The organism is Streptomyces sp. L2 (assembly GCF_004124325.1).
Classification (GTDB): Bacteria; Actinomycetota; Actinomycetes; order Streptomycetales; family Streptomycetaceae; genus Streptomyces.
In genome coordinates, this window is sequence record NZ_QBDT01000001.1 from 4,777,301 (window position 1) to 4,800,257 (window position 22,957).

The following is a 22,957-nucleotide window of genomic DNA, read 5'->3' on the forward strand; positions in this document are numbered from 1 at the left end:
CTTCTGAGCCGGGCGGGTGCTCAGCGGTCGTCGTCCTTGGCGGAGCGGCGGCCGCGGGTGGTGAGGAGTTCGGGGTTGGCGCGGACCGCCTGGGCCGCGTTGACGCCGACGACGCCGATCCAGGTGGCGACGATGCCGGACATGCCCCCGAAGGCGCCGCCGATCGCGGACAGGGGGATCGCCAGGACCAGGGAGACCAGCGCGAAACCGAAGCGCTCGGCCCAGGAGTCGGCGGACCGGGAGGGCCGGCCGCCGCGCGCGGCCGCCATCTGCTGCTCGGCCAGGTGGCGGCGGACCCGGCGGTCCACGGTGTCGTCGATGCGCTGCTCGACCTTCTCCAGGAAGGAGTCCACGAGCGCGGAGTCGTAGTCCTCGCCCAGTTCTCTGCGTGCCCGCACGGTGGCGTCGAGGTCCTTCCCGAGGTCGGCGCCACGCGAGTCCAGTGTGCTCATGCGGACACCATAGGAAGCGGGCCCGTCCGGTGCACTGGGGACAGCCCCCCTGTCCGGCGTGCCGTTCTCCCCCCTCCCGCTGTATAACGGTATGCAGAGACACCTTGTCTGAATACGAAGGTGGGAGGCGGACCCCGGCGCTGTACTCTCCCGGGGCGGCGAGACATCTTGAGGGGGAGTACGCCATGAGCGCGACCGACAGCCCTGCGACCCGGTTGCAGGCGCTCTTCGAGGGGCACCGGCTCACGCCCACCCAGCGCCGTATCGCGCACAGCATGGTGCGGCGGGCCGCCGACGTGCCCTTCCTGTCCAGCGTGGAGCTCGCCGACCTGGCCGGGGTCAGCCAGCCGTCGGTGACCCGGTTCGCGGTCGCGCTCGGCTTCGACGGCTACCCGGCGCTGCGTAAGCACCTGCGCGAGGTCGTGCCGGCGGAACCGGCCGCCGAGGCAGGCGTGTTCAACGAGTACCAGCAGGCCGTCGAGGCCGAGATCGAGAACCTCCGGCACCTCGCGGAGGTCCTCGCCGACCCGCGGCCCGTGCAGAAGGCCGGCCGGATCCTGGCCGCCTCCCGCCCGCTGCCGGTGCTCGGCCTGCGCGCCGCCGCCTCGCAGGCGTACGGCTTCTCCTACTTCGCCGCCAAGGTCCATCCCGACGTCCGGCTGCTCCACGAGGGCGGCACGATGATCGAGGACCGCATCGACGCCGCCGTCCGCGCCGGCGCCACCGCCCTGCTCTGCTTCGCCCTGCCCCGGCACCCGCGCGAGGTCGTCGACACCCTCGCCTACGCCAAGGAGGCCGGGCTGACCGTCGTCACGGTCGCGGACTCCGCGTTCGCGCCGGTCGCCAAGTACTCCGACCTGCTGCTGCCCGCCGCCGTGGGCACCGGGCTCGCCTTCGACACCGCGTGCGCGCCGATGCTGCTCGGCCGGGTGCTGCTGGAGGCGCTCTGCGACGACCTGCCGCAGGCGCAGGCCCGGCTGGAGGAGTTCGACGCGAACGCGGCCGCCCGCGGGCTCTTCGTCGACTGACGGGATGTGAGGCGCGGGGCCGGGGCGGGCCCGCTCTCAGACTCGTCTCAGGTTCTCCCCCTAGCGTGCTCCCGCACACGTTCACAGGCGCATTGCGGACAACGTGACACGGGAGGCTGACGTGGCGCGCGGAGGACAGGGACTGGCCAGGGTGGCCGTCGTCGTACGGGCGGGCGCCGCCCCGCTGTGGTGGTGCGGGGTGTTCGCCGCCGCGATCGGGGTGCTGCCGCCCGGGGTGACCGGGCGGCGGATCGGGGTCCTGGGCGGAGCCGCGCTGTTCCTCGTCTCCGCCGCCGTCGTCACGCTGCTGCGCCGCGGCCGGTACGCCGCCCTCGCGCGCGGGGCCGCCCGCGCGGGCAAGTACGACACCCTGCAGGACCGTGCGGTCACCGTGCGCGCCTGGCGCCGGGGCCACCGCTGGTGGCTGCTGCTGGCGTTCGCCGCCGCGCTCGGCAGTTCCTTCGCCGTGCCCGCGGCCGGCGGCATGCTGCTCGCCGGGACCGGTGCCGGGCTGCGGCTGAAGGCCGCGTGGCTCGGGCGGCGCGAGCGGGCGGAGCAGACCCTGCTGTGGGTGCGCGTGGACTGGCTCGACGGGCGCGGCGGCAATCCGGCGGGTACGGCGGTCAAGGCCCTGCGCGGCACGGGCGTCGCGGCCGGCGACGCCGCCCCGGGAGGCGCCCGCCGCCGTACCGCCGCTCTCGCCTGATCGAGGGTCCGTAGCTCCGGATCGCGGGTTCCTGGACCTCCGGCGAGGGTTCCTAGACCTCCAGTTCCGCCTCGATCCGCTTCAGCTGGTGGCGGGCCATGGCCAGGTTGGCGCGGGCCGCGTCCAGGACGAGGTAGAGGAAGAGGCCGTTGCCACCGCGGCCCTTGAGCAGGCGGACCAGGTGGTACTGGTCCGTCAGCGTGATCAGGATGTCCTCGATCTCGGCGTTGAGGCCCAGGTGTTCCATGGTGCGCATCTTGGCGCGGATCACGTCGGTGTTGCCGGCGGCGGCCACGTTCAGGTCGAAGTCCTTGCTGCCGCCGATCGTGCCCAGCGCCATGCCGCTGGTGTAGTCGACGAGCGCGGCGCCGGTCGCTCCCTCGATGGAGGTGAGTGCTTCCTTCAGCGCGGTCTCGGTGTTGGCCATGATGCCCTCTCAGTTCTCGGTTGTGGTGTGTGCCTCGACGGCGGTGGTGGTGGTCGTGCGGGGTGTGCGGGGGGTCCGGGTGCGCGTCGTGGGGGCGCGGGAGGTGCTCCTGGCGGTGCGTGGCGGTGGGGGTGCGGCGGCCTCGGCCGCGTCCAGCAGCTCACCGATGCGGGCGCCGGCCCGGCGGCCCTCCAGGTGCAGCCGGCCGACGTTGACCCGGTCCTGGGCGAGCAGCGTCAGTACGGCGGTGCGGCCGGCCGCGTAGGTGGCGACGTAGCCGTGCTCGCCGCGCACCAGCAGCTCCCGGAAGCCGCCGTTGCCGGTGGCGTCGGCGACGCGTACGGCGACGCCGAGCGCGGCGGCGGTGAGCGCGGCCAGGCCCTCCGGGTCGACTCCGGGGGTGTCCTCGGCCACGACGAGTCCGTCGACTCCGGCCGCGAGGGCGCCGGTGAGCTGCGGTACGCGGGTGCGCAGCCGGCGCAGTTCGTCCCGGACGGTCTCCAGGTCCTGTTGGGGCACCATCAGCTGTCTCCTCTCGGCGGGGCGGTGCCGTTCAAAGTGCCTCCAGCGCATCCCTGAGCCTCTTCAGCAGCGCGATGTCGGGGTCGGTGACCGGGGGTGGGGGCGGCGCCGGGACGGGTGCCGCGAGCACCGGCCGGAGGTGTCCGGCGGCCGCGAGCCGGCGGACGTCCACAAGGGTGTGGAACGCCTGCCGGCCCAGGTCGCGGGCGATCTCGGGGGCGGTGCGGACGCCGTCGACCCGGTCCAGGACCGCCCGCCGGCGCGCGGTGACCGGCGGCGCGGCGACGGGGTCGGCGCGGATCAGTGGGACGCTGTCGGCCGCCGGGTCCGGCCAGAGGCGGTGCAGCAGCGCCCGGCGGCGCAGCGTCTCCCGCTCCAGCGCGGTGACCGGCACGGAGGGCAGGGAGCCGGGGTGGGCCGGGCCAGGCTGGGCCGTAGCAAGGTGGCCAGGACCCGTGCGGTGCGCGTCGGGGTGCGGCGGGCCGGGGTGGCCCGGGCCGGGGCTCGGTGCGCCGGGGTATGCCGCGTCGGGATGTGCCGGGCCGAGGTCGGCTGGGCCGGAGCTCGGTGCGCCGGGGTACGCCGCGTCGGGATGTGCCGAGTCGGGATAGGGCCGGCCGGGGTGGCCAGGACCCGTGCGGTGCGCGTCGGGGTGCGGTGCGTCCGTGTAGCGGAAGCGGCCCGGCGTGCTGCTCGGCGCCAGCGCGAAGTACGCGGCGTCGTACAGCGCGTCCAGGTGGCACAGTTCCAGCGCGCCCGTCGGCAGCAGCCCGGCGTCGAGCAGCAGCGCGGCGGCGTCCAGGGGGCCGGCGGAGCGTGCGGCCGCCCGCTGCCAGGCGGTCGCGGCCAGGGTGCCGTGGGCGGTGAGGAGCACGTCGAGGCCGGGTGCGAGGGGGCTCTCGGCGTAGACCACCCGGCCCTCGGCCAGGTGCAGGGTGCCGTGCTCGCGGACCAGGACGCCGGTGGCCCGCTCCTCGGCGAGCCGGGTGAGCATCGGCGAGAGCCCGTGCCCGGCGCCGCCGGCCCCCGGGGCCCGTACGGCCGCCCGGTGCCGCACCGGTAACGGCGGTGTCGTCCCGACCACGGTCATCCCAGCACCAGCCGGGCGGCCATCTCGCCGAGCCGGATCCGCGCGAGTGCGAGGTTGCCCTCTTCGCGGCCGAGCCACAGGTGCAGGAAGACGCTGCTGTCGAAGGACGTGTCGACGAACCGCAGCAGGTGGTAGTTCTCGTGGTTGCAGACGATCACGTCTTCGACGGCCGGCCGTCCGTCCGTGGTCTCCCCGAGCGTGAACGCGCCGTGTTCGGCGGCCATGCGGGCGAGTTCGGCGGCCTCGGCGGCGGTGGTCTCGTGGTCCCCGCCGGGGGCCTCGCCGACCGTGCCGAGGGCCAGTCCGCTCGTCCAGTCCACCAGCGCGGCTCCCCGGGCGCCGGGCAGCCGCATCGCCTCCAGGAGGCACTCGTCGATTCCGGGCACCGTGGATCCCCTCCCCCCTCGTCATCCGGATGAGTGACGTTGACACTACGCACCGTGTACGCGAGGGGTGAGGGCTTTGGCATTTTCCGGTGGAACATGCGTCCGGCGTACTAGTGTTGGCCGATTGAAGTGTCTCCAGCGCGAGACGACCGCCGTACGACCCTTTTGTGGTCCGGCGCCGCCGGCGCGCGTCAACGACTCCCGGGCGTGCCCAGGGTGGTGAGCGCGTCGGTGTGCGCCCCGCCGGACTCCGCCACCACCTGGGCCACCGTCTGCGGTTCGCGCACCGTCGCGAACGCCACCCCGCCCGGGCCGTCCGCGCGGAAGCCGTAAATGCCCGGCCGGGCCAGGGAGTTGTACGCGTAGTGGTGCGCGAAGTAGTACGCCCCCGTGTCCAGCGCCGCCGCGTAGTCCCCCTGCTCCAGCAGCGGCAGCGCGCGCCCCTCGGCGAGCAGGTCGCCCGAGAAACAGGCCGGGCCCGCCACGTCCTGCACCACGTCCGGGCCCGGCTTCGGGTGCCCCTTGGCGTCGTACGCGGCGATGCGCAGCGGCCAGGCGCCCGGCGCGTACACCGTCCGCGTCGCCACCTGCACGCCCGCGTGGGTCACCGCGATCCGCCGCCCGCCGGCACTCTTGGCGTACTCCACCCGGGCCACCACCGTCCCGTGCCGGGCCAGCAGCGACCGCCCGAACTCCGTCACCAGCCCGTACCGCCCGTCGAACAGCCCCGGCACCTCCTCGGCCAGCACGCGCGCGTACCGCTCGTACGTCGGCGCCGCCACCTCCGACGCGAAGTCCACCGACAGCCCGCCGCCGATGTCGAGCGTGTCGACCTGCCGCCGCCCGGCGCGCGCGTTGATCTCCTCCGCGAGCGCGTACGCCTCCGCCACGCCCCGCGCCAGCAGCGGCAGCGGGATGCCCTGCGAGCCGGTGTGCGCGTGCAGCCGGGTCAGCCACGGCCGGTCCAGGAACGCCTGGACGACCCACTCGTGCGCCCCCTCGTCGCGCAGCGCCACCCCGAACTTCGAGGTCGCGGTCGCGGTGGAGGTCGCGCCGATCGTGCCGCCGCCGATCTGCGGGTTGACCCGGAGACCGAGCGGGGAGCGGGTGGGGGCCGGGGCGGACCGGACGAGGGCGTCCAGGCGGGCCAGCTCCTGCGGGTTGTCCGCGTTGACGGCGATGCCCAGGTCCAGCGCCTCGCGCAGCTCCGCCGGGGTCTTGGCGGGCGCGTCCAGCACGGTCCGGGACGTCGGCAGCCCGGCCGCGCGGGCCAGCGCCAGCTCGCCGGGGCTGGCCACCTCGGCGCCGATGCCCGCCTCGTGCAGCAGACGCAGCACCGGCACCAGCGGGGTGGCCTTCACCGCGAAGGCGTGCAGCACCGGGGTGCCGGGGGCGGCCACCGCGTCGAACGCCGCCCGCAGCGCCGCCGCCGACCGCCGGATGCCGGTGACGTCCAGCAGGCCCACCACGGCCGCGTCCGGGCCCAGCAGGCCCTGCTCCACCGCCCCGCGCACCGCGTCGTCCCGCCGGCCGGCGCGCTCGCGTGCCTCGGTCTCGATGTCCCGCTCCACGGCTTTTCCCCTCGCGTCCGCGTCGGAGACGCCCGTGCGCGCCCCGGCTGCATCCAGCCAAACACCGACGGCGCGGGAACGGGACCGGGACGCCGTATTGACTAGTTCTATTCAGAGAGACAGGATGTGAATAGACATAGGCACAGGAGGAGGCAGACGATGTCCGGACCCCGCCCCGTACGAGCACCGCGCGGCACGGAACTGAGCGCGCTCGGCTGGCAGCAGGAGGCCGCCCTGCGGATGCTCCAGAACAACCTCGACCCCGAGGTCGCCGAGCACCCGGACAAGCTCGTCGTCTACGGCGGCACGGGCAAGGCCGCCCGCGACTGGCGCTCCTTCGACGCCATGGTCCGCACGCTGCGCACCCTCAAGCAGGACGAGACCATGCTGGTCCAGTCCGGCCGCCCGGTCGGCGTGATGCAGACCCACGAGTGGGCGCCGCGCGTCCTCATCGCCAACTCCAACCTCGTCGGCGACTGGGCCAACTGGGAGGAGTTCCGCCGCCTGGAGGCCCTCGGCCTGACCATGTACGGCCAGATGACCGCCGGCTCCTGGATCTACATCGGCACCCAGGGCATCCTCCAGGGCACCTACGAGACCTTCGCCGCCGTCGCCGCGAAGAAGTTCGGCGGCACCCTGGCCGGAACCATCACCCTCACCGCCGGCCTCGGTGGCATGGGCGGCGCCCAGCCGCTCGCCGTCACCATGAACGACGGCGTCGCCATCTGCGTCGACTGCGACCCGCGCGCCATCGAGCGCCGCATCGAGCACCGCTACCTGGACGTCAGGGCCGACTCCCTCGACCACGCGCTCCAGCTGGCCACCGAGGCCCGCGACCAGCGCAAGCCGCTGTCCATCGGCGTCCTCGGCAACGCTGCCGAACTGGTCCCGCGGCTGCTGGCCATGGGCGCGCCCATCGACATCGTCACCGACCAGACCTCCGCCCACGACCCGCTGGCCTACCTGCCGCTCGGCGTGGCCTTCGAGGACATGGCCGACGCCGCCGCGAAGGACCCGGCCGGCTTCACCACCCGCGCGCGGGAGGCCATGGCCCAGCACGTCGAGGCCATGGTCGGCTTCATGGACGCGGGCGCCGAGGTCTTCGACTACGGCAACTCCATCCGCGGCGAGGCCCAGCTGGCCGGCTACGACCGGGCGTTCGCCTTCCCCGGCTTCGTCCCCGCCTACATCCGCCCGCTGTTCTGCGAGGGCAAGGGCCCCTTCCGCTGGGCGGCCCTGTCCGGCGACCCCGCCGACATCGCCAAGACCGACAAGGCCATCCTCGACCTCTTCCCGGAGAACGAGTCCCTGGCCCGCTGGATCAAGATGGCCGGCGAGCGCGTCCACTTCCAGGGCCTGCCCGCGCGCATCTGCTGGCTCGGCTACGGCGAGCGGGACAAGGCCGGCGAGCGGTTCAACGACATGGTCGCGAGCGGTGAGCTGGCCGCTCCACTGGCCATCGGACGCGACCACCTGGACTGCGGGTCCGTCGCCTCGCCGTACCGCGAGACCGAGGCGATGCTCGACGGGTCCGACGCGATCGCCGACTGGCCGCTGCTGAACGCGATGGTGAACGTGGCGTCCGGGGCGTCGTGGGTGTCCCTCCACCACGGTGGCGGTGTGGGCATGGGGCGGTCCATCCACGCGGGGCAGGTGACGGTCGCCGACGGTACGAAGCTGGGGGGCGAGAAGATCCGGCGTGTGCTGACCAATGACCCCGGGATGGGTGTCATCCGGCATGTGGACGCGGGGTACGACATCGCGGAGTCCGTCGCGGGTGAGCGGGGGGTTCGGGTGCCTATGCGTGAGGGTGGCGACGCGTGAGCGTGGGGAGGGGCGGGGACGGCGACTCCCCGGTGGGGGCGGGCGTTCCGTCGCCGTCTGCGGGTTCGGCTGTGCCCACCCGTTCCGCCCTGCGGAACGATTGCCCACAGCCGATACGGCCTGACGCTGCTTCCTCCTTTCAGGAGATGTGGGCCGAGTTGTTGCCCGTCGGGCGGCATGCCGAGTCCGGGGGGTATCGGCGGTTCGCCTGGTCCGGGGCCGATGCCGAGTGCCGGAGTTGGTTCGAGGAGCAGGCCCGGGGGCGGGGGCTGGCGTACGAGGTGGACCGGAACGGGAACCAGTGGGCCTGGCTGGGGGATCCCGCTGACGGGGATGCCGTGGTCACCGGGTCGCACCTGGACTCCGTGCCGGACGGAGGGGCCTTCGACGGGCCCCTCGGGGTCGTGTCCTCCTTCGCCGCACTGGACGAACTGCGCGGCAGAGGCTCGGAGTTCACGAGGCCCCTGGGCATCGTGAACTTCGGGGACGAGGAGGGGGCCCGGTTCGGGCTCGCCTGTGTCGGTTCCCGGCTCACCGCCGGGGAGCTGACCGTCGAGCAGGCGCACCGCCTGACCGACGGCGACGGCCTGAGCCTCCCGAGGGCCATGGAGGCCGCCGGGTACGACCCCGAGGCGATCGGTGCCGACCCCGAGCGGCTCTCCCGGATCGGCGCCTTCGTCGAACTCCACGTCGAACAGGGGCGGGCCCTGGACCTCTCCGGGGACCGGGTCGGCATCGCCAGCTCCATCTGGCCGCACGGCCGCTGGCGGTTCGACTTCCGGGGCGAGGCCAACCACGCCGGCACCACCCGGCTGGTCGACCGGCACGACCCGATGCTGTCGTACGCCGAGACCGTCCTCGCCGCCCGCCGCGAGGCCGAACTCGCCGGTGCCGTCGCCACCTTCGGCAAGATCTCGGTCGAACCCAACGGCGTCAACGCCATCCCCTCACTGGTGCGTGGCTGGCTCGACTCCCGCGCCGCCGACCAGGAGACCCTCGACACCGTCGTCGGCGGCATCGAGAAGGCGGCCCGGGAGTACGCGGACGCCCACGGCATCGACCTCGGCGTCGTCCGGGAGTCCTTCACCCCCGTCGTCGAGTTCGACCACGCCCTGCGTGACGAACTCGCCCGCATCCTCGGCCGGGACACCGAACTGAAGGTGCCCGTGCTCGGAACCGGCGCCGGACACGACGCCGGAATCCTCTCCGGGCGCGTCCCGACCGCCATGCTGTTCGTGCGCAACCCCACCGGCGTCTCGCACTCCCCGGCCGAGTTCGCGGCCGAGGACGACTGCGTGGCCGGTGTCCACGCGCTCGCCGACGTACTGGAAGGACTGGCCTGCAGGTGACTCAGGGAACCTACTGGTTGGAGCACGCCTGGCTCGGCGGGAACACCGAGCCGGGCGTGGCCCTGGAGGTGCGCGACGGCCGGATCGCCGCCGTCCGCACCGGCACGCCCGCCCCGCCGCCCGGCGCGGAGGTGCTGCGCGGCCTCACGCTGCCGGGCCTCGCCGACGCGCACAGCCACGCCTTCCACCGGGCGCTGCGCGGCACCGTGCAGGTCGGCTCCGGCACCTTCTGGACCTGGCGCGAGGTGATGTACTCGGTCGCCGACCGGCTGACCCCGGACACCTACCACGCGCTGGCCCGCGCGGTGTACGCCGAGATGGCCCTCGCCGGCGTCACCTGCGTCGGCGAGTTCCACTACCTGCACCACGCCCCCGGCGGCACCTCCTACGCCGACCCGAACGCGATGGGCGAGGCGCTGATCGCGGCCGCCGCCGAGGCAGGCATCCGCATCACCCTCCTCGACACCGCCTACCTCTCCGCGGGCTTCGGGCAGCCGCCCAACGACCACCAGCTGCGCTTCTGCGACGGCAGCGCGGCGGCCTGGGCCGAACGCTGTTCAGTTCTCAAGGAACGGGATCACGCGCGGATCGGAGCGGCCGTCCACTCTGTACGGGCCGTGCCCGCCGACCAGTTGGCGACCGTCGCGGGCTGGGCCGAGGAGCGGCGGGCCCCGCTCCATGTGCACCTGTCCGAGCAGACCGCCGAGAACGACGCCTGCCTGGAGGCCCACGGCTGCACGCCGACCCGGCTGCTCGCCGACCACGGCGTCCTCGGGCCGCGCACCACCGGCGTGCACAACACCCACCTCACCGGCGAGGACATCGCCCTGCTCGGCGGCTCCGGCACCGGCACCTGCATGTGCCCGACGACCGAGCGCGACCTGGCCGACGGCATCGGACCGGCGGTCGCCCTCCAGCAGGCCGGCTCCCCGCTCTCCCTCGGCTCCGACAGCCACGCCGTCATCGACCTGCTCGAAGAGGCGCGCGCGATGGAGCTGAACGAGCGGCTGCGCACCCGCACCCGGGGCCACTGGACGGCCGCGGCCCTGCTGCGCGCCGCGTCCGCGGACGGTCACGCCGCCCTGGGCTGGCAGGACGCGGGCGCCCTGCGCGCGGGGGCACTCGCCGACTTCACGACGATCGCCCTCGACTCGGTCAGGACAGCGGGCCCGGAGCCCAGGCTCGGCGCCGAGACGGCCGTATTCGCGGCGACCGCGGCGGACGTGCGCCACACGGTCGTGGGCGGACGGCACGTCGTGCGCGACGGAGCGCACGCGCTCGTGCCGGACGTCCCGCGGGCACTGTCGGACGCCGTCGCAGCCCTGCGCGACTGAACCCCACCGCCACCCACGAGGACACCATGAGCAGCAGCACCGTCATCACCAACATCGCCACGCTGGTCACCAACGATCCCTCCCTCGGCGACAACTCTCCCCTCGGTCTGATCCAGGACGCGGCCGTCGTCATCGAGGGCGACCGCGTCGCGTGGACCGGTGAATCAAGCAAAGCACCCGCCACTGACAACCGGGTCGACGCGGGCGGCCGGGCGGTGCTGCCGGGCTTCGTGGACTCCCACTCCCACCTGGTCTTCGCCGGCGACCGCACACAGGAGTTCAACGCCCGCATGTCGGGCCGCTCCTACACGGCGGGCGGCATCCGCACGACCGTCGCGGCCACCCGCGCCGCGAGCGACGCGGAACTGGAGGCCAACCTCACCCGTTACCTCGGTGAGGCGCTCCGCCAGGGCACGACCACGTTCGAGACGAAGTCCGGCTACGGGCTCACCGTCGAGGACGAGGCCCGCGCCCTGCGTATCGCCGCCGCCCACACCGACGAGGTGACGTACCTCGGCGCGCACATCGTCTCGCCCGACTACGCCGACGACCCGGCGGCCTACGTCGCCCTCGTCACCGGCGAGATGCTGGACGCCTGCGCGCCGCACGCCCGCTGGATCGACGTCTTCTGCGAGAAGGGCGCCTTCGACGGCGACCAGGCCCGCGCGATCCTCACCGCCGGCAAGGCGAGGGGCCTGCACCCGCGCATCCACGCCAACCAGCTGTCCTACGGCCCCGGCGTCCAGCTCGCCGTCGAACTGGACGCGGCCAGCGCCGACCACTGCACCCACCTCACGGACGCCGACGTCGACGCCCTGGCGAGCGGCGACACCGTCGCCACCCTCCTCCCCGGCGCCGAGTTCTCCACCCGCGCCGAGTGGCCCGACGCGCGCCGCCTGCTGGACGCGGGCGTCACCGTCGCCCTCTCCACCGACTGCAACCCGGGCTCCTCCTTCACCTCCTCGGTCCCCTTCTGCATCGCGCTGGCCGTCCGCGACATGCGGATGACCCCGGACGAGGCGGTCTGGGCGGCCACGGCGGGCGGCGCGGCGGCCCTGCGCCGGACCGACATCGGCCGCCTGACCCCCGGCGCCCGCGCCGACCTCACCCTCCTCGACGCCCCCAGCCACGTCCACCTGGCCTACCGCCCGGGCGTCCCGCTGGTCAGCGGGGTGTGGCGGGCAGGAGAGCGGCGGCTCTGACCCGGCGGTCGCGGCGGTCACGGAGGTCGCGCCGTTATGTGGGCGGAGCCGCATAGCGGTGGAGGCACGGGGTACCCAGCAACCGGACCTCTGCCCGAACACGGAGAAGCGGTCCGGCGTCGTGACGCCGGACCGCTTCAACAGGGAGGACAGGGCCGCGTGGGCGGCCGGCGGTCACTCCTCCAGGGTCAGGCCCCTGCGCAGCCGTACCAGGGTGCGCGACAGCAGCCGGGACACATGCATTTGTGAGATGCCGAGTTCCTCGCCGATCTCCGACTGGGTCATGCCCCCGACGAACCGCAGCGAGAGGATCTTCCGGTCCCGGGCCGGCAGTCCGGCGATCAGCGGCTTGAGCGACTCGACGTACTCGATGCCCTCCAGCCCGTGGTCCTCGTACCCGATGCGGTCCGCGAGCGCGCCCTCGGTCTCGTCCTCCTCGGGCTGGGCGTCCAGGGAGGAGGCGGTGTAGGCGTTCGAGGCGGCCATGCCCTCGACGACCTCGTCGTTGGAGATGCCGAGGCGCTCGGCCAGTTCCGCCACGGTGGGCGCGCGGTCCAGCTGCTGGGCCAGCTCGTCGCCGGCCTTGGCCAGGTCGAGCCGCAGCTCCTGCAGCCGGCGCGGTACGCGCACGGACCACGACGTGTCGCGGAAGAAGCGCTTGATCTCGCCGATGATGGTCGGCATCGCGAAGGTGGGGAATTCCACACCCCGCGCGAGTTCGAAGCGGTCGATCGCCTTGATCAGGCCGATGGTGCCGACCTGGATGATGTCCTCCATCGGCTCGCTGCGGGAGCGGAAGCGGGAGGCGGCGAACTTCACGAGCGCGAGGTTCAGCTCGACGAGCGTGTTGCGGACGTACGAGTACTCGTGCGTCCCCTCCTCCAGCGATTCGAGCCGCTCGAAGAGGGTCTTGGACAGGGCCCTCGCGTCCACCGGGCCGATCTCGTCGTACGGGGGGATCTCCGGGAGGCCCTCGAAGGGGTCGAGGGAATGGATGGGATCCAGCTGTTCCGGTGGGGGTGTCGACGTCGCCGTATGGGTATGCGATGCGTCGAGCCGGGGTGACATGGTGTCCTCCATCGTTCTCGGCATATGGCTGCCGAAGCCAGTACGTGCACTGCGGTGTGCGGCGCCTCCAAAGCCGGCGTGTAGCGGAAGGTGTTCCTACTAGCCCTATCGGCTCCACCAGCGTGTTGCAAGTGCGTTACATGGTGTTATGTCCGATTGTGAGAGGTTGTTCGGGTGTCGGAGTGCGGATCGAAGGCGTAATGTTCGAGGGCATCGACAGCCACGGCCTCGGGAGAGAGAGACGGCATGGACCACGGGACGGTCGGCAGCGCACAGTCTGGCCGGCTTCTGGTGGAGGTACGGGAAGAGGGTTCCAGCGCCGTTGTGACACCGGCTGGTGAGCTCGATCACCACACCGCCGATCTTCTGCGCGAGCCGCTCGACGACCTCCTGTCCAAGGGATTCTCCCGGCTGGTGGTGGACTGCTCGCGCCTGGAGTTCTGCGACTCCACGGGGCTGAACGTCCTCCTGGGGGCCCGGCTGAAGGCGGATGCCGCGGGCGGCGGGGTGCACCTGGCGGGGATGCTCCCGGTGGTGGCCCGCGTGTTCGAGATCACGGGGGCGGAGGCGGTCTTCACCGTCCACGACTCCGTCGAGGCGGCCCTGGCCGACGAGACCGGCTGAGGCCCCGCCCGGCCCGCTCCGGGTGACCTCCCCCGCGGACGCCTCCGCGCGCCGCTCCGGCCCCGCCGGAACATGGGGGGTGTTCCACAGGATCGGTCGGGCAGGAGAGATCCTGAAACACGTCGGACGCCCGGCCGGGACGCGCTCGGGTACCGACGGAAGCTGATGTGAATCGTGAACTGGTGAATCGGTGAGGTGAAGCGCTGATGAGCACCACCCGGCCTTACTCGCCGGGCGACCGCGGCCCGGAGCCGAGCGGCGCTTCCGGGGCGTCCGAGGGGGGTGCGCCGGGCGACGGCGCGTCCACGGGGGCAGCCGCGCCGTCCGTGCCCGGCGCGCCGACCGCGCCGTCCGAGGGTGCGCAGGCCGTCCGGGGGCGGCAGATCCGCCGGCTGCGGCTGGACGGCGAGAGCGGGGTCGTTCCCATGGCCCGCGACTTCGCCCGCCAGGCGCTGTACGCGTGGGGCTGGCTGCCGGCCGCCTCCGCGGACCAGCGGGCCGCCGCGGAGGACGTGCTGCTCGTCGTCTCCGAACTGGTCACCAACGCGTGTCTGCATGCCGAGGGGCCCGAGGAGCTGTTCCTCGCCCAGGACAAGAAGGTCATCCGGGTGGAGGTGTCCGACCGGGGTACCGGGCGGCCTGCCCCTCGCACCCCGCACCGCGCGGGGCGGCCCGGCGGCCACGGCATGTTCATCGTGCAGCGGCTCTGTCTCGACTGGGGGGTCGTGCGGACGCCGGGGGAGTCGGGCAAGACGGTCTGGGCGGAGCTGGGGGCGCCGGCCTAGGGCGGCGCGCCTGCCTGGGCGGCGCCTTTGCGGGGTGCGGTGCGTTGTCGTCCACCCGGCCGGTGGGGGCTTGTCGCGCACACGCGGCGGAGCCGCATGTCGATACAGCCCCGCGCCCCTTCGGGGCGCGTCCCCACCCACAATCGCCACAACTCTCGTGTGTGATGTGTCTTCCTTCCTCATGGGCCCCGGCGTACCTTGACGGCCAAATCTGATGTGCCGTCAGGAATGAATGGGGTGGACCGACCGTGTCGTACCCGAAGCGAACCGCCGCGCTCGTGTCCGCCGCGGCACTGGCCGGTCCGGTGCTGTTGCTGGCCGCGCCGGCCGCACATGCCACCGTCGTCGACGTCAACTACCAGTGCAAGACGCCGATCGGGGCCAAGAGTGCCGTCTCGCCGATCGACATCAAGGGTGTCAAGAGCGGCAGCGGCTACACGATCACCATGTCCTGGCAGAAGGGCGTCTCCTCCAGCCCCGTCGAGCTGGGCAAGGGTGCGATGAAGCCGAGTGCCACCATCAGGCTCGGCGGCGCCGACAGCGGCACCCTCGCCGTCAGCGGGCCCGCCAACTCGGCCGCGATTCCCGCCAACACCCCCATCAAGATCAGCGACTTGAGCGGCACCTACACGCCGAAGAGGACCGGCAAGGTCACCTTCACGCCCGCGACGCTCACCATCAAGGCGCTCGGCACGACCACGACCTGCACTCCGGCCAACAACCCCGCGCCGGCCCTGACCCTGGACGTGACGGCGGCCGGCGGCGGCTCCGCCAACGGCAACGCGCGGTCCCCCTCCGGCTCCTCCGGTTCTTCGGGCCAGACCGACGGCGGGCAGCTCCCGCAGACCGGCCCCGAGGACTCCACCATCGCCCTGGGCACCCTCGGCGGCACCGTCCTCCTCGCGGGAGCCGCCGGTGCGCTGTGGCTGACCCGGCGGAACCAGCCCGTACGCCGCTGACCCGCAGCCGACGACCGCTGGAGCCGCCGATGCCGTCCGCCTCCGCCCGCGCCCCCGGCGCCCTCGCGCTCGCCCTGTCCCCGCTCCTGTTGCCGCTCCTGGTCCTGCTGGCCTCCGCCGCCCCGGCTGCCGCAGCCGCGCCGGGCTGGTCCCTCGCACCCGCCGGCAACGGACGCCCCACCTTCTATGCCGAGGGCGCCCCCGGCGCGGTCCTGCAGGACACGCTGTCCGTGACCAACCGGGCCCACGAGCCGCTCACCGTACGGCTGTCGGGCAGCGGCGTGCCGGTCAGGTTCGCGCGGACGCGGCTGACGGTGCCCGCCCGGACCCGCGCGGACGTGCCGTTCACGGTGACCGTGCCGTCGGGTGCGGCGCCCGGCGACCGCTCGGGCACGCTCGCGGCCCGGGACGCGCACGGGCGTACGGCGAGGGTACGGCTCCGGCTGCGCGTCGGCGGTCCCGCGCTGTCCGCGCTGACCGTCGAACACGTCGCCGTGCACGGCGACCGCATCACCTACGAGCTGGTCAACCGCGGTACGACCGTCCTCGTCCCGAAGCTCGCGGTACGCGCCGACGGCCTGTTCGGCCCGGTCCTGGACCGTCCCGCGCGCACCCTGCCCGTCCACCTCGCCCCCGGCCGCAGGCTCGCCCTCAGCGAACCGTGGCCCGGCCGGCCGGCGCTGGACGCGGTCGACGTGACGCTGACGGTCACGGCGGCCGGCGGCGCCCACCACAGCGCGGGCACGTCGGTCACCTTCGTGCCCTGGGGTGTTCTGGGCGCGGCCGGCGCGGCGGCGGCCGTGCTGGCCGCCGGACTGTGGCGCCTGCGCGGGCTCCGCACCACTGAACGAACGCCTGAACGGGCGGAGTTGATGGGAGCGGTGACGTGACGCGCAAGCTGCGGATCCCGGCGCTGACGGCGCTCACGGCGGTGCTCGCGCTGGTTCTCCTGCCCTGCTCGGGTGCGGGCACGGCGAGCGCGGCGGACGGCAAGCCCGCCGTGAAACTCTCCACCTCCCAGGCGGGAACCGGCGGTTCGGTCACCGTGAGCGGCAGCGGATGGCGGCCGCACACGCTGCTGATGCTGCTGGTCTGCGGACGCGCCACCCCGGCGCGGGGCGTGATCGGCGGCACCAACTCCTGCGCCAATGGCGACGGCCGGGCCGTGACCACGGACGCCCACGGCGGTTTCACCAGGAAGCTGCCGGTCGCCGAGCCGCCCGTGCCCTGTCCCTGCGTGGTGCACGTGGCCACGGTGACCGGCGCCGAAGCGGAGGCGGACGCCGTCCTCGACGTCGCCGGGCACCCCGTCGCCCCGCTGCCCTCCGCCCCCGCCGACGGCCGCCTGTCGGTCATCTCCGACACCCGGCTCGCCGGTTCGAGCGGCCTGCTGACCTGGTTCGGCGCGCCGCCGTCCCGCACCCTCGTCTTCACCGTCGGCAACACCGGCACCGGCAGCATCAAGGACCCCGTCTTCCAGGTCGGCACCGCGCACGGCGTCTTCGCCCCCGAGTGGGACGACCAGCAGTGGCACGGCACCCTCGGACCCGGCAGGAAGGCACAGGTCAGGCTGCCGGTAGAGCTGTCGGCCGGGGCGCACGGCGACTACACCGTCTCCCTGAAGTACGACGGCACGGTCCTCGCCGAGGAGCCCTGGGGCGTGGGCCGGCCCTGGGGCGTGACGCTGTTCTGGATCCTGCTCTGCCTGGTCGTCCCGGCCGCGGTCTTCCGCGCCGGGATGGCCGTCGTCGACCGCGTACGGCCGCGCCGCCCGGGCGGTGTCCGCCACCGCGGCCTGCCCCGCCCGGCCCTCTCGCCCGGTCGTCCGACCCCGCGGCTCGCCCGCCCCGCGGCCCTGCGGCTGCTGGACCGGTCCCGGCGTACGGCCCCGGAGGCGGCCACCCCACCGACGTCGACCCTGCCGTGGTTCACCCCGGACTCCGCTCCGGGCGGCCCGGCCGGGCGGCTCTCCGCACCGCACGACGACAGCCCCACGAGTCCGACGACTCCCACCCCGAAGGGACCCACGTGAGCATGCGAAGGAGAGTCACCCCGGCCCGCCGCACGGGAGCCGCGGGCACCGCCCTGCTCCTCGGCTCGGCGGGCATCCTGCTGGGCCTGGCGGCGGCGCCCGCGCAGGCCGCCCAGGTGTCGTTCGCCACCCACTGCGTGCCGCCCGCCGGCATCAGCCCCGTCGACGGCACCACCGAGGTCGCGGTCACCGCGCCGGCCACCGCGAAGGTGGGCGACACCGTGGACATCGTGTGGAAGTTCCTCCAGGCCGCCTCGAAGAACCCGGACATCATCGACCTGCCCGCCAACTCGGTCCAGCCGTCCGGGGTGCTGAAGGCGGCCGGCGCGCAGACCGGTGACATCGACCTGCAAGGGCCCCGGCAGAACCCGCCGATCCCCAAGGGCGCCCCCATGGTGCTGTCCGACATGAAGGGCACGCTGAAGCTGACGGCGCCGGGGGAGGTGACGCTGACGCCGGACGCGTACACGGTCAACGCGATGTCGACGGACACGAAGTGCACGCCGAAGGAGACCGTCCAGAAGGCGGCGACGATCCAGGTGACGGCGGGCGGCGGCGGTTCGCCGAGCCCGAGTCCGAGTCCGAGCCCGAGTCCCTCGCCCTCACCGAGCCCCTCCACGTCGGCCCCGACCTCACCCGCGCCCAGCACGAGCGCGTCCGGCGGCAGCGGGCAGACCGTCTTCACCGGCAAGGAGGTGCAGGTGCCGTACGCCTGCAAGACCCCCATCGGTGACAAGAGCGCGACCTCGCCGGTGCAGATCAACGCCCGGAAGAACGGCGGGAGTTACGACCTCATCGTGCAGTTCAAGAAGTCCGTGATGGACAGCCCCGTCGACATCCCCAAGGACTCCGTGAAACCGTCCATGGAGGTGGTCGTCGGCGGCGCCGACAAGGGCACGGTGCATGTGGAGGGGCCGACCAACGCCCAGCCCGTCAAGTCCGGCACCCCGATCGAGATCCCCGACCTCACCGGCACCTACAAGCCCGGTGCGAGCGGTACCTCGACCCTGGCACCGGGCGTCCTGACCATCAAGGCCCTCGGCACGACCACCACCTGCACGCCGGCCAAGTCGGAGGTCTCCCTCACCCTCGACACCACCGGCCAGCCGGGCGGCACGGCGGGCGGCACGTCTTCCTCCGGAGGCACGGCGGCGGGCGGCACCACCGGCGACGCCGGCGGCCTCGCCGACACCGGCTCCACCACCCACGGCCCCCTGAAGGCCCTCGGCCTGGTCGCCGGCACGGCGATCCTCCTGGGAGCAGCGGTCTTCACGTTCATGCCGGGCCGCAGGACCCGCTGAGCCGGCACAGTCGAACGGCCGCCCGCCGACACCCCGCTGATCACGGGTACGCCGGTCCCCGGAATCCGCCGCGACGGCGAGCAACCACCACGCGGCGGCCCGGCGGTGCCGAACCCACCGAAGCCCCCAGAACGCCCGGAGGGTCACCGCACCCGGAATCGGATGCGGTGACCCTCCGGCCAAGCCCAAGCGGCAAGCGTCTAGTTGACGCTGCCCATCATCGACTTCACCTTGTCGCGGTACATCCAGACCGCGAAGCCGGCGACGACCGCGAGGGCCGCCTCCAGGGCGACGAAGCCCATCTTGTCCAGGTTGACCCCGCCGACGGCCGGGTTGGACAGCAGCGCGGTGACCGAGTCGCCCGCGGTGACCGCGAGGAACCAGACGCCCATCATCTGCGAGGCGTACTTCTTCGGCGCCATCTTCGTCGTGACCGACAGACCCACCGGCGACAGCGTCAGCTCACCGACGGTCTGGACGAAGTACACCGCGACCAGCCACAGCGCCGCCGCCTTGTGACCGTCCTGAGCGATCGACAGCGGGGCGAGGAACAGGAAGAACGAGGCACCGACCAGCACGAGACCGGAAGAGAACTTCACGATCGTGCTCGGCTCCTTGCCGCGCTTGTTCAGCCACAGCCAGGCCCACGCGAACACCGGCGCCAGCGCCATGATCATGACCGGGTTGACCGACTGGTACCAGGAGACCGGGAAGCCCCAGCCGAACACCGAGTTGTGGGCCGAGCTGTCGGCGAACAGCGACAGGGTCGAACCACCCTGGTCGTAGATCATCCAGAAGACGGCGGCGGCCACGAAGAACCAGACGTACGCCGACACCTTCGTGCGCTCGGCCGGCTCCAGGTCCTTGTCCCGGCGGATGCGGGCGATGACCAGGATCGGCACGATCAGACCGATCAGGGTGAGCGGGATCAGCGCCCAGTTCAGCGTGAAGTGACCGGAGAAGCCGACGATGCCGTAGAACACCGCGGCGACGGCCAGCCAGATCAGGCCCTTGCGCAGGGTGGCGGACTTCTCCTCGGCGGACATCGGGGTGGGGACGACGTCGCTCTGGGTGCTCAGGTGGCGGCTGCCGAGCAGGTACTGGGCGAGGCCCAGGCCCATGCCGACCGCGGCCAGCGCGAAGCCGAAGTGCCAGTTGACGTTCTCACCGACGGTGCCGATGACCAGCGGAGCGGCGAACGCGCCCACGTTGATGCCGATGTAGAAGAGGGTGAAGCCACCGTCGCGGCGCGGGTCCTCGGGACCGCGGTAGAGGTGGCCGACCATCGTGGAGATGTTGGCCTTCAGCAGACCGGAGCCGATGGCCACGAGGCCGAGGCCGACGAAGAAGCTCGGAGCCGCGGGCAGCGCCAGGCACAGGTGGCCGATCATGATGATCAGACCGGAGACGGCCACCGTCTTGCGGGGGCCGAGGAGACGGTCCGCGACCCAGCCGCCGGGAAGGGCGAGCAGGTACACGAGCGACACGTACACCGAGTAGATCGCGGTCGCCGTGCCCGCGCTCAGGTGCAGGCCACCAGGGGCCACCAGGTACAGCGGGAGCAGGGCCCTCATGCCGTAGTAGGAGAAACGCTCCCACATCTCGGTCATGAACAGTGTGGCCAGTCCGCGGGGGTGGCCGAAGAAGGTCTTCTCGGAACCGGGGGTGCCCGGACGGACCGAGTCCTTCGTCAGGCTGGACGCCATGGTCGTTCCTTGCTGGTCGGGACGCGCGCTGGAGCGTTGCGCGCCCGTGGGGGGAGTGGCCGGCACCGGCAGGTCGGTCGTCCGCCCCCACGCCCGAGGGGAGTCCGCCCCGGATCACGGAGCGGTGGACGGCGACCACCGGGATCCACGCCCCGACGCTTTGTTCGCGTCCGGGGCCCGGCCAGAGGTCATTCCTTTCAAGGCCGGTCGAGGCGACCGGCCCGCACACAAAACAGACCCTCAGCGTCAACTGCTTGCCAAAGGTCCCCGGTGTACTACAGGCGTTCAGGTCACCATACGGCAGGACAGTGCCGGATATGGAAGGACTTGAGACGCGGATCACAGGTGTCGAGGGAACCGCGCGACCGGTTTCGAAGGTCTCCCCTACGATCGCATCCCCAGGCCAGAGGTTCGTACACCTGTGAGCGAAGGTAAGAATCCCGGCGGTCGATCACACCACGGCCCGATGCGCGGGCGGTCTACCATCACTGCATGACCCGTGTACTGCTCGCCGAGGACGACGCGTCCATCTCGGAGCCGCTGGCCCGCGCCCTGCGCCGGGAAGGTTACGAGGTCGAGGTGCGCGAGGACGGACCCACCGCGCTCGACGCCGGAATGCAGGGCGGCGTCGACCTGGTCGTGCTGGACCTCGGGCTGCCCGGCATGGACGGCCTGGAGGTCGCCCGCCGGCTGCGCGCCGAGGGCCACACCGTGCCGATCCTCATCCTGACCGCGCGGGCCGACGAGGTGGACACCGTCGTCGGCCTGGACGCGGGCGCCGACGACTACGTCACCAAGCCGTTCCGGCTCGCCGAACTGCTCGCCCGGGTACGGGCCCTGCTGCGGCGCGGGGCGGCGGAACCGCAGCAGCCGCCGGCCACGCACGGGGTGCGGATCGACGTGGAGTCGCACCGGGCGTGGATGGGGGACGAGGAACTGCAGCTGACCGCGAAGGAGTTCGATCTGCTGCGGGTGCTGGTGCGGGACGCCGGCCGGGTGGTTACCCGGGACCAGTTGATGCGGGAAGTGTGGGACACGACGTGGTGGTCGTCGACCAAGACCCTCGATATGCATATTTCCTGGCTGCGCAAGAAGCTGGGGGATGACGCGGCCAACCCGAGGTACATCGCCACGGTGCGTGGAGTCGGGTTCCGGTTCGAGAAGAGCTGAGCGCCGCAGGGGCCGATGCGGGTAAGCGGCCGCGGGCACGTTGTGGCTGGTCGCGCAGTTCCCCGCGCCCCTGAGGGGGTTGCCACACTGGTAGTCGTATAGCCACCCGCCCCGGAGGGCCCCTGTGCGTCGTCGTCTTATTCAGTCCACGCTGGCTGTCGTGCTCGTGGTGATCGCTGTGTTCGGGGTTTCCCTGGTGATCGTGGAGACGCGGACGATCAGCAACAGTGCGCAGGAGCGGGTGGACTCGGAGGCGGTGCGGCTGTCCAGCATCGTGGACAGCCGGGTGCTCGCCGGGGACACCGTCACCGAGGACATGCTGCGCAACCCGGTCAGCAAGGACCAGTACGCGATCGTGCGGGTCCCCGGGCAGCGGACGATCACGATCGGTACGAAGCCCGAGGGCGACGTCATCCACGCCACGCACGCCGGTGAGGAGGGCGAGACGGTCACCGTGCAGGAGCCGCGCTCCGCGGTGACCCGTGAGGTCGGCCGGACCCTGCTGATCATCGGGCTGGTGGCGCTGCTCGCCGTGATCGCGGCCGTACTGCTCGCCGTACGGCAGGCGAACCGGCTCGCGTCCCCGCTGACCGACCTCGCCGAGACCGCCGAACGCCTCGGCTCCGGTGATCCGCGCCCCCGGCACAAGCGGTACGGAGTTCCGGAGCTGGACCGGGTCGCCGATGTGCTGGACTCCTCCGCCGAGCGGATCGGGCGCATGCTGACCGCCGAGCGGCGGCTGGCCGCCGACGCCTCCCACCAGTTGCGAACCCCGCTCACCGCACTGTCCATGCGGCTGGAGGAGATCACCCTCACCGACGACCCGGACACGGTGAAGGAGGAGGCGAACGTCGCGCTGACGCAGGTGGAGCGGCTGACGGACGTCGTGGAGCGGCTGCTGACCAACGCGCGGGACCCGCGCACCGGCTCCGCCGTCACCTTCGACCTGGACGAGGTCATCCAGCAGCAGCTCGCCGAGTGGAGGCCCGCCTACCGCAGCTCGGGCCGGGCCGTCGTCAGCTCCGGGAAACGGCACCTGCAGGCCGTCGGCACACCGGGCGCGGTCGCGCAGGTGCTGGCGGCGCTGATCGAGAACTCCCTGATGCACGGCGGCGGCACCGTCGCCCTGCGCACCCGGGTCACCGGCAACCAGGCCGTGGTCGAGATCACCGACGAGGGTCCCGGCGTTCCGGCCGACCTCGGCGCGCGGATCTTCGAGCGGACCATCAGCGGCCGCAACTCCACCGGTATCGGCCTCGCCGTCGCCCGGGACCTCGCCGAGGCCGACGGCGGCCGGCTGGAGCTGCTCCAGGCCCAGCCGCCCGTGTTCGGCCTGTTCCTGTCCCGCACACCGCCCGCCCGCAAGCCGGACGAGGAACAGCCGCCCACCGTGCGCTGAGGCCCACAGAGGGGCCCAGGGG

At 72.9% G+C, this 22,957-nt stretch carries 22 protein-coding genes; 14 read left to right on the plus strand and 8 right to left on the minus strand.

Annotated elements, in window-relative coordinates:
* Nucleotides 1-20: 20 nt before the first annotated feature.
* Nucleotides 21-452 (minus strand): hypothetical protein, encoded by a 432-nt coding sequence (locus DBP14_RS21370; protein WP_129308763.1) that lies wholly within the window; start codon nucleotides 450-452, stop codon nucleotides 21-23.
* 185 nt (nucleotides 453-637) lie between these two features.
* On the opposite strand from DBP14_RS21370, the gene DBP14_RS21375 reads away from it, so the two are divergent.
* Together DBP14_RS21375 and DBP14_RS21380 are read left to right on the plus strand one after the other, a co-directional pair.
* Nucleotides 638-1,480, plus strand: a complete 843-nt coding sequence (locus DBP14_RS21375) for a MurR/RpiR family transcriptional regulator (RefSeq protein WP_129308764.1) — start codon at nucleotides 638-640, stop codon at nucleotides 1,478-1,480.
* 121 nt (nucleotides 1,481-1,601) lie between these two features.
* Complete coding sequence (locus tag DBP14_RS21380) at nucleotides 1,602-2,186, plus strand: hypothetical protein (protein ID WP_129308765.1); 585 nt, start codon at nucleotides 1,602-1,604, stop codon at nucleotides 2,184-2,186.
* 52 nt (nucleotides 2,187-2,238) lie between these two features.
* Here the strand turns inward: DBP14_RS21380 and DBP14_RS21385 are convergent, their stop codons facing one another.
* From DBP14_RS21385 to DBP14_RS21405, 5 genes are all read right to left on the minus strand, one after another.
* A complete protein-coding gene (locus tag DBP14_RS21385) occupies nucleotides 2,239-2,613 on the minus strand; it encodes a hypothetical protein (RefSeq protein ID WP_129308766.1) in 375 nt (124 codons plus the stop codon).
* 9 nt (nucleotides 2,614-2,622) lie between these two features.
* Nucleotides 2,623-3,135 (minus strand): roadblock/LC7 domain-containing protein, encoded by a 513-nt coding sequence (locus DBP14_RS21390; protein ID WP_129308767.1) that lies wholly within the window; start codon nucleotides 3,133-3,135, stop codon nucleotides 2,623-2,625.
* Between the two features lie 31 nt (nucleotides 3,136-3,166).
* On the minus strand, nucleotides 3,167-4,225 hold the full coding sequence (locus DBP14_RS21395) for a transcriptional regulator (RefSeq protein WP_129308768.1): 1,059 nt from the start codon (nucleotides 4,223-4,225) through the stop codon (nucleotides 3,167-3,169).
* Nucleotides 4,222-4,611 carry a hypothetical protein gene (locus DBP14_RS21400; protein WP_129308769.1) on the minus strand — a complete coding sequence of 130 codons (390 nt, stop codon included), beginning with the start codon at nucleotides 4,609-4,611 and terminating at the stop codon, nucleotides 4,222-4,224. The genes DBP14_RS21395 and DBP14_RS21400 overlap by 4 nt, the downstream gene beginning before the upstream one ends.
* Nucleotides 4,612-4,802: 191 nt before the next feature.
* Nucleotides 4,803-6,182, minus strand: a complete 1,380-nt coding sequence (locus DBP14_RS21405; protein WP_129308770.1) for a diaminopimelate decarboxylase — start codon at nucleotides 6,180-6,182, stop codon at nucleotides 4,803-4,805.
* 159 nt (nucleotides 6,183-6,341) lie between these two features.
* Here DBP14_RS21405 and hutU point away from each other — a divergent pair, with 159 nt between their 5' ends.
* The 4 genes from hutU to hutI all read left to right on the plus strand — a co-directional run bounded on the left by hutU (nucleotide 6,342) and on the right by hutI (nucleotide 11,891).
* Nucleotides 6,342-8,006, plus strand: coding sequence for a urocanate hydratase (gene hutU / locus DBP14_RS21410; RefSeq protein WP_129308771.1), 1,665 nt, complete (start codon nucleotides 6,342-6,344; stop codon nucleotides 8,004-8,006).
* 146 nt (nucleotides 8,007-8,152) lie between these two features.
* Nucleotides 8,153-9,355: an allantoate amidohydrolase gene (locus tag DBP14_RS21415; protein ID WP_129308772.1), complete on the plus strand. Its 1,203-nt coding sequence runs from the start codon at nucleotides 8,153-8,155 to the stop codon at nucleotides 9,353-9,355.
* Nucleotides 9,352-10,689 (plus strand): formimidoylglutamate deiminase, encoded by a 1,338-nt coding sequence (locus DBP14_RS21420; RefSeq protein WP_129308773.1) that lies wholly within the window; start codon nucleotides 9,352-9,354, stop codon nucleotides 10,687-10,689. Before DBP14_RS21415 ends, DBP14_RS21420 begins: the two co-directional genes overlap by 4 nt.
* A 26-nt stretch (nucleotides 10,690-10,715) precedes the next feature.
* Complete coding sequence (gene hutI / locus DBP14_RS21425) at nucleotides 10,716-11,891, plus strand: imidazolonepropionase (RefSeq protein WP_129308774.1); 1,176 nt, start codon at nucleotides 10,716-10,718, stop codon at nucleotides 11,889-11,891.
* A 174-nt stretch (nucleotides 11,892-12,065) separates the two neighbouring features.
* On the opposite strand, the gene DBP14_RS21430 is transcribed toward hutI, so the two are convergent.
* A complete protein-coding gene (locus DBP14_RS21430; RefSeq protein ID WP_129312003.1) occupies nucleotides 12,066-12,959 on the minus strand; it encodes an RNA polymerase sigma factor SigF in 894 nt (297 codons plus the stop codon).
* 246 nt (nucleotides 12,960-13,205) lie between these two features.
* Between DBP14_RS21430 and DBP14_RS21435 the strand changes: the two genes are divergently transcribed.
* The 6 genes from DBP14_RS21435 (at nucleotide 13,206) to DBP14_RS21460 (ending at nucleotide 18,660) form a co-directional block, all read left to right on the plus strand.
* Nucleotides 13,206-13,583: an STAS domain-containing protein gene (locus DBP14_RS21435; protein WP_129308775.1), complete on the plus strand. Its 378-nt coding sequence runs from the start codon at nucleotides 13,206-13,208 to the stop codon at nucleotides 13,581-13,583.
* Nucleotides 13,584-13,789: 206 nt separating this feature from the next.
* Nucleotides 13,790-14,368, plus strand: coding sequence for an ATP-binding protein (locus DBP14_RS21440; protein ID WP_129308776.1), 579 nt, complete (start codon nucleotides 13,790-13,792; stop codon nucleotides 14,366-14,368).
* A gap of 248 nt (nucleotides 14,369-14,616) precedes the next feature.
* Nucleotides 14,617-15,327 (plus strand): LPXTG cell wall anchor domain-containing protein, encoded by a 711-nt coding sequence (locus tag DBP14_RS21445; protein ID WP_129308777.1) that lies wholly within the window; start codon nucleotides 14,617-14,619, stop codon nucleotides 15,325-15,327.
* A 29-nt stretch (nucleotides 15,328-15,356) separates the two neighbouring features.
* Nucleotides 15,357-16,217, plus strand: a complete 861-nt coding sequence (locus DBP14_RS21450) for a hypothetical protein (RefSeq protein ID WP_129308778.1) — start codon at nucleotides 15,357-15,359, stop codon at nucleotides 16,215-16,217.
* Nucleotides 16,214-17,359 (plus strand): hypothetical protein, encoded by a 1,146-nt coding sequence (locus tag DBP14_RS21455; protein WP_206739315.1) that lies wholly within the window; start codon nucleotides 16,214-16,216, stop codon nucleotides 17,357-17,359. Before DBP14_RS21450 ends, DBP14_RS21455 begins: the two co-directional genes overlap by 4 nt.
* A gap of 2 nt (nucleotides 17,360-17,361) precedes the next feature.
* Nucleotides 17,362-18,660, plus strand: coding sequence for a hypothetical protein (locus DBP14_RS21460; RefSeq protein ID WP_129308779.1), 1,299 nt, complete (start codon nucleotides 17,362-17,364; stop codon nucleotides 18,658-18,660).
* A gap of 200 nt (nucleotides 18,661-18,860) precedes the next feature.
* On the opposite strand, the gene DBP14_RS21465 is transcribed toward DBP14_RS21460, so the two are convergent.
* Nucleotides 18,861-20,366 carry an oligopeptide:H+ symporter gene (locus DBP14_RS21465; RefSeq protein ID WP_129308780.1) on the minus strand — a complete coding sequence of 502 codons (1,506 nt, stop codon included), beginning with the start codon at nucleotides 20,364-20,366 and terminating at the stop codon, nucleotides 18,861-18,863.
* A 492-nt stretch (nucleotides 20,367-20,858) separates the two neighbouring features.
* On the opposite strand from DBP14_RS21465, the gene DBP14_RS21470 reads away from it, so the two are divergent.
* Nucleotides 20,859-21,536, plus strand: coding sequence for a response regulator transcription factor (locus DBP14_RS21470; protein ID WP_018566970.1), 678 nt, complete (start codon nucleotides 20,859-20,861; stop codon nucleotides 21,534-21,536).
* A 124-nt stretch (nucleotides 21,537-21,660) separates the two neighbouring features.
* A complete protein-coding gene (locus DBP14_RS21475) occupies nucleotides 21,661-22,935 on the plus strand; it encodes an ATP-binding protein (RefSeq protein WP_129308781.1) in 1,275 nt (424 codons plus the stop codon).
* Nucleotides 22,936-22,957: the final 22 nt, after the last annotated feature.

Excerpts from the sequence above, each read along its gene's own strand:
- DBP14_RS21375 (WP_129308764.1), top strand. The coding sequence starts at position 638 with ATGAGCGCGACCGACAGCCCTGCGACCCGGTTGCAGGCGCTCTTCGAG.
- DBP14_RS21465 (WP_129308780.1), bottom strand. The coding sequence starts at position 20,366 with ATGGCGTCCAGCCTGACGAAGGACTCGGTCCGTCCGGGCACCCCCGGT.
- DBP14_RS21415 (WP_129308772.1), top strand. The coding sequence starts at position 8,153 with ATGTGGGCCGAGTTGTTGCCCGTCGGGCGGCATGCCGAGTCCGGGGGG.
- DBP14_RS21450 (WP_129308778.1), top strand. The coding sequence starts at position 15,357 with ATGCCGTCCGCCTCCGCCCGCGCCCCCGGCGCCCTCGCGCTCGCCCTG.
- hutI (WP_129308774.1), top strand. The coding sequence starts at position 10,716 with ATGAGCAGCAGCACCGTCATCACCAACATCGCCACGCTGGTCACCAAC.
- DBP14_RS21435 (WP_129308775.1), top strand. The coding sequence starts at position 13,206 with ATGGACCACGGGACGGTCGGCAGCGCACAGTCTGGCCGGCTTCTGGTG.
- DBP14_RS21460 (WP_129308779.1), top strand. The coding sequence starts at position 17,362 with ATGCGAAGGAGAGTCACCCCGGCCCGCCGCACGGGAGCCGCGGGCACC.
- DBP14_RS21440 (WP_129308776.1), top strand. The coding sequence starts at position 13,790 with ATGAGCACCACCCGGCCTTACTCGCCGGGCGACCGCGGCCCGGAGCCG.
- DBP14_RS21470 (WP_018566970.1), top strand. The coding sequence starts at position 20,859 with ATGACCCGTGTACTGCTCGCCGAGGACGACGCGTCCATCTCGGAGCCG.
- DBP14_RS21395 (WP_129308768.1), bottom strand. The coding sequence starts at position 4,225 with ATGACCGTGGTCGGGACGACACCGCCGTTACCGGTGCGGCACCGGGCG.
- DBP14_RS21390 (WP_129308767.1), bottom strand. The coding sequence starts at position 3,135 with ATGGTGCCCCAACAGGACCTGGAGACCGTCCGGGACGAACTGCGCCGG.
- DBP14_RS21370 (WP_129308763.1), bottom strand. The coding sequence starts at position 452 with ATGAGCACACTGGACTCGCGTGGCGCCGACCTCGGGAAGGACCTCGAC.
- DBP14_RS21430 (WP_129312003.1), bottom strand. The coding sequence starts at position 12,959 with ATGTCACCCCGGCTCGACGCATCGCATACCCATACGGCGACGTCGACA.
- DBP14_RS21385 (WP_129308766.1), bottom strand. The coding sequence starts at position 2,613 with ATGGCCAACACCGAGACCGCGCTGAAGGAAGCACTCACCTCCATCGAG.
- hutU (WP_129308771.1), top strand. The coding sequence starts at position 6,342 with ATGTCCGGACCCCGCCCCGTACGAGCACCGCGCGGCACGGAACTGAGC.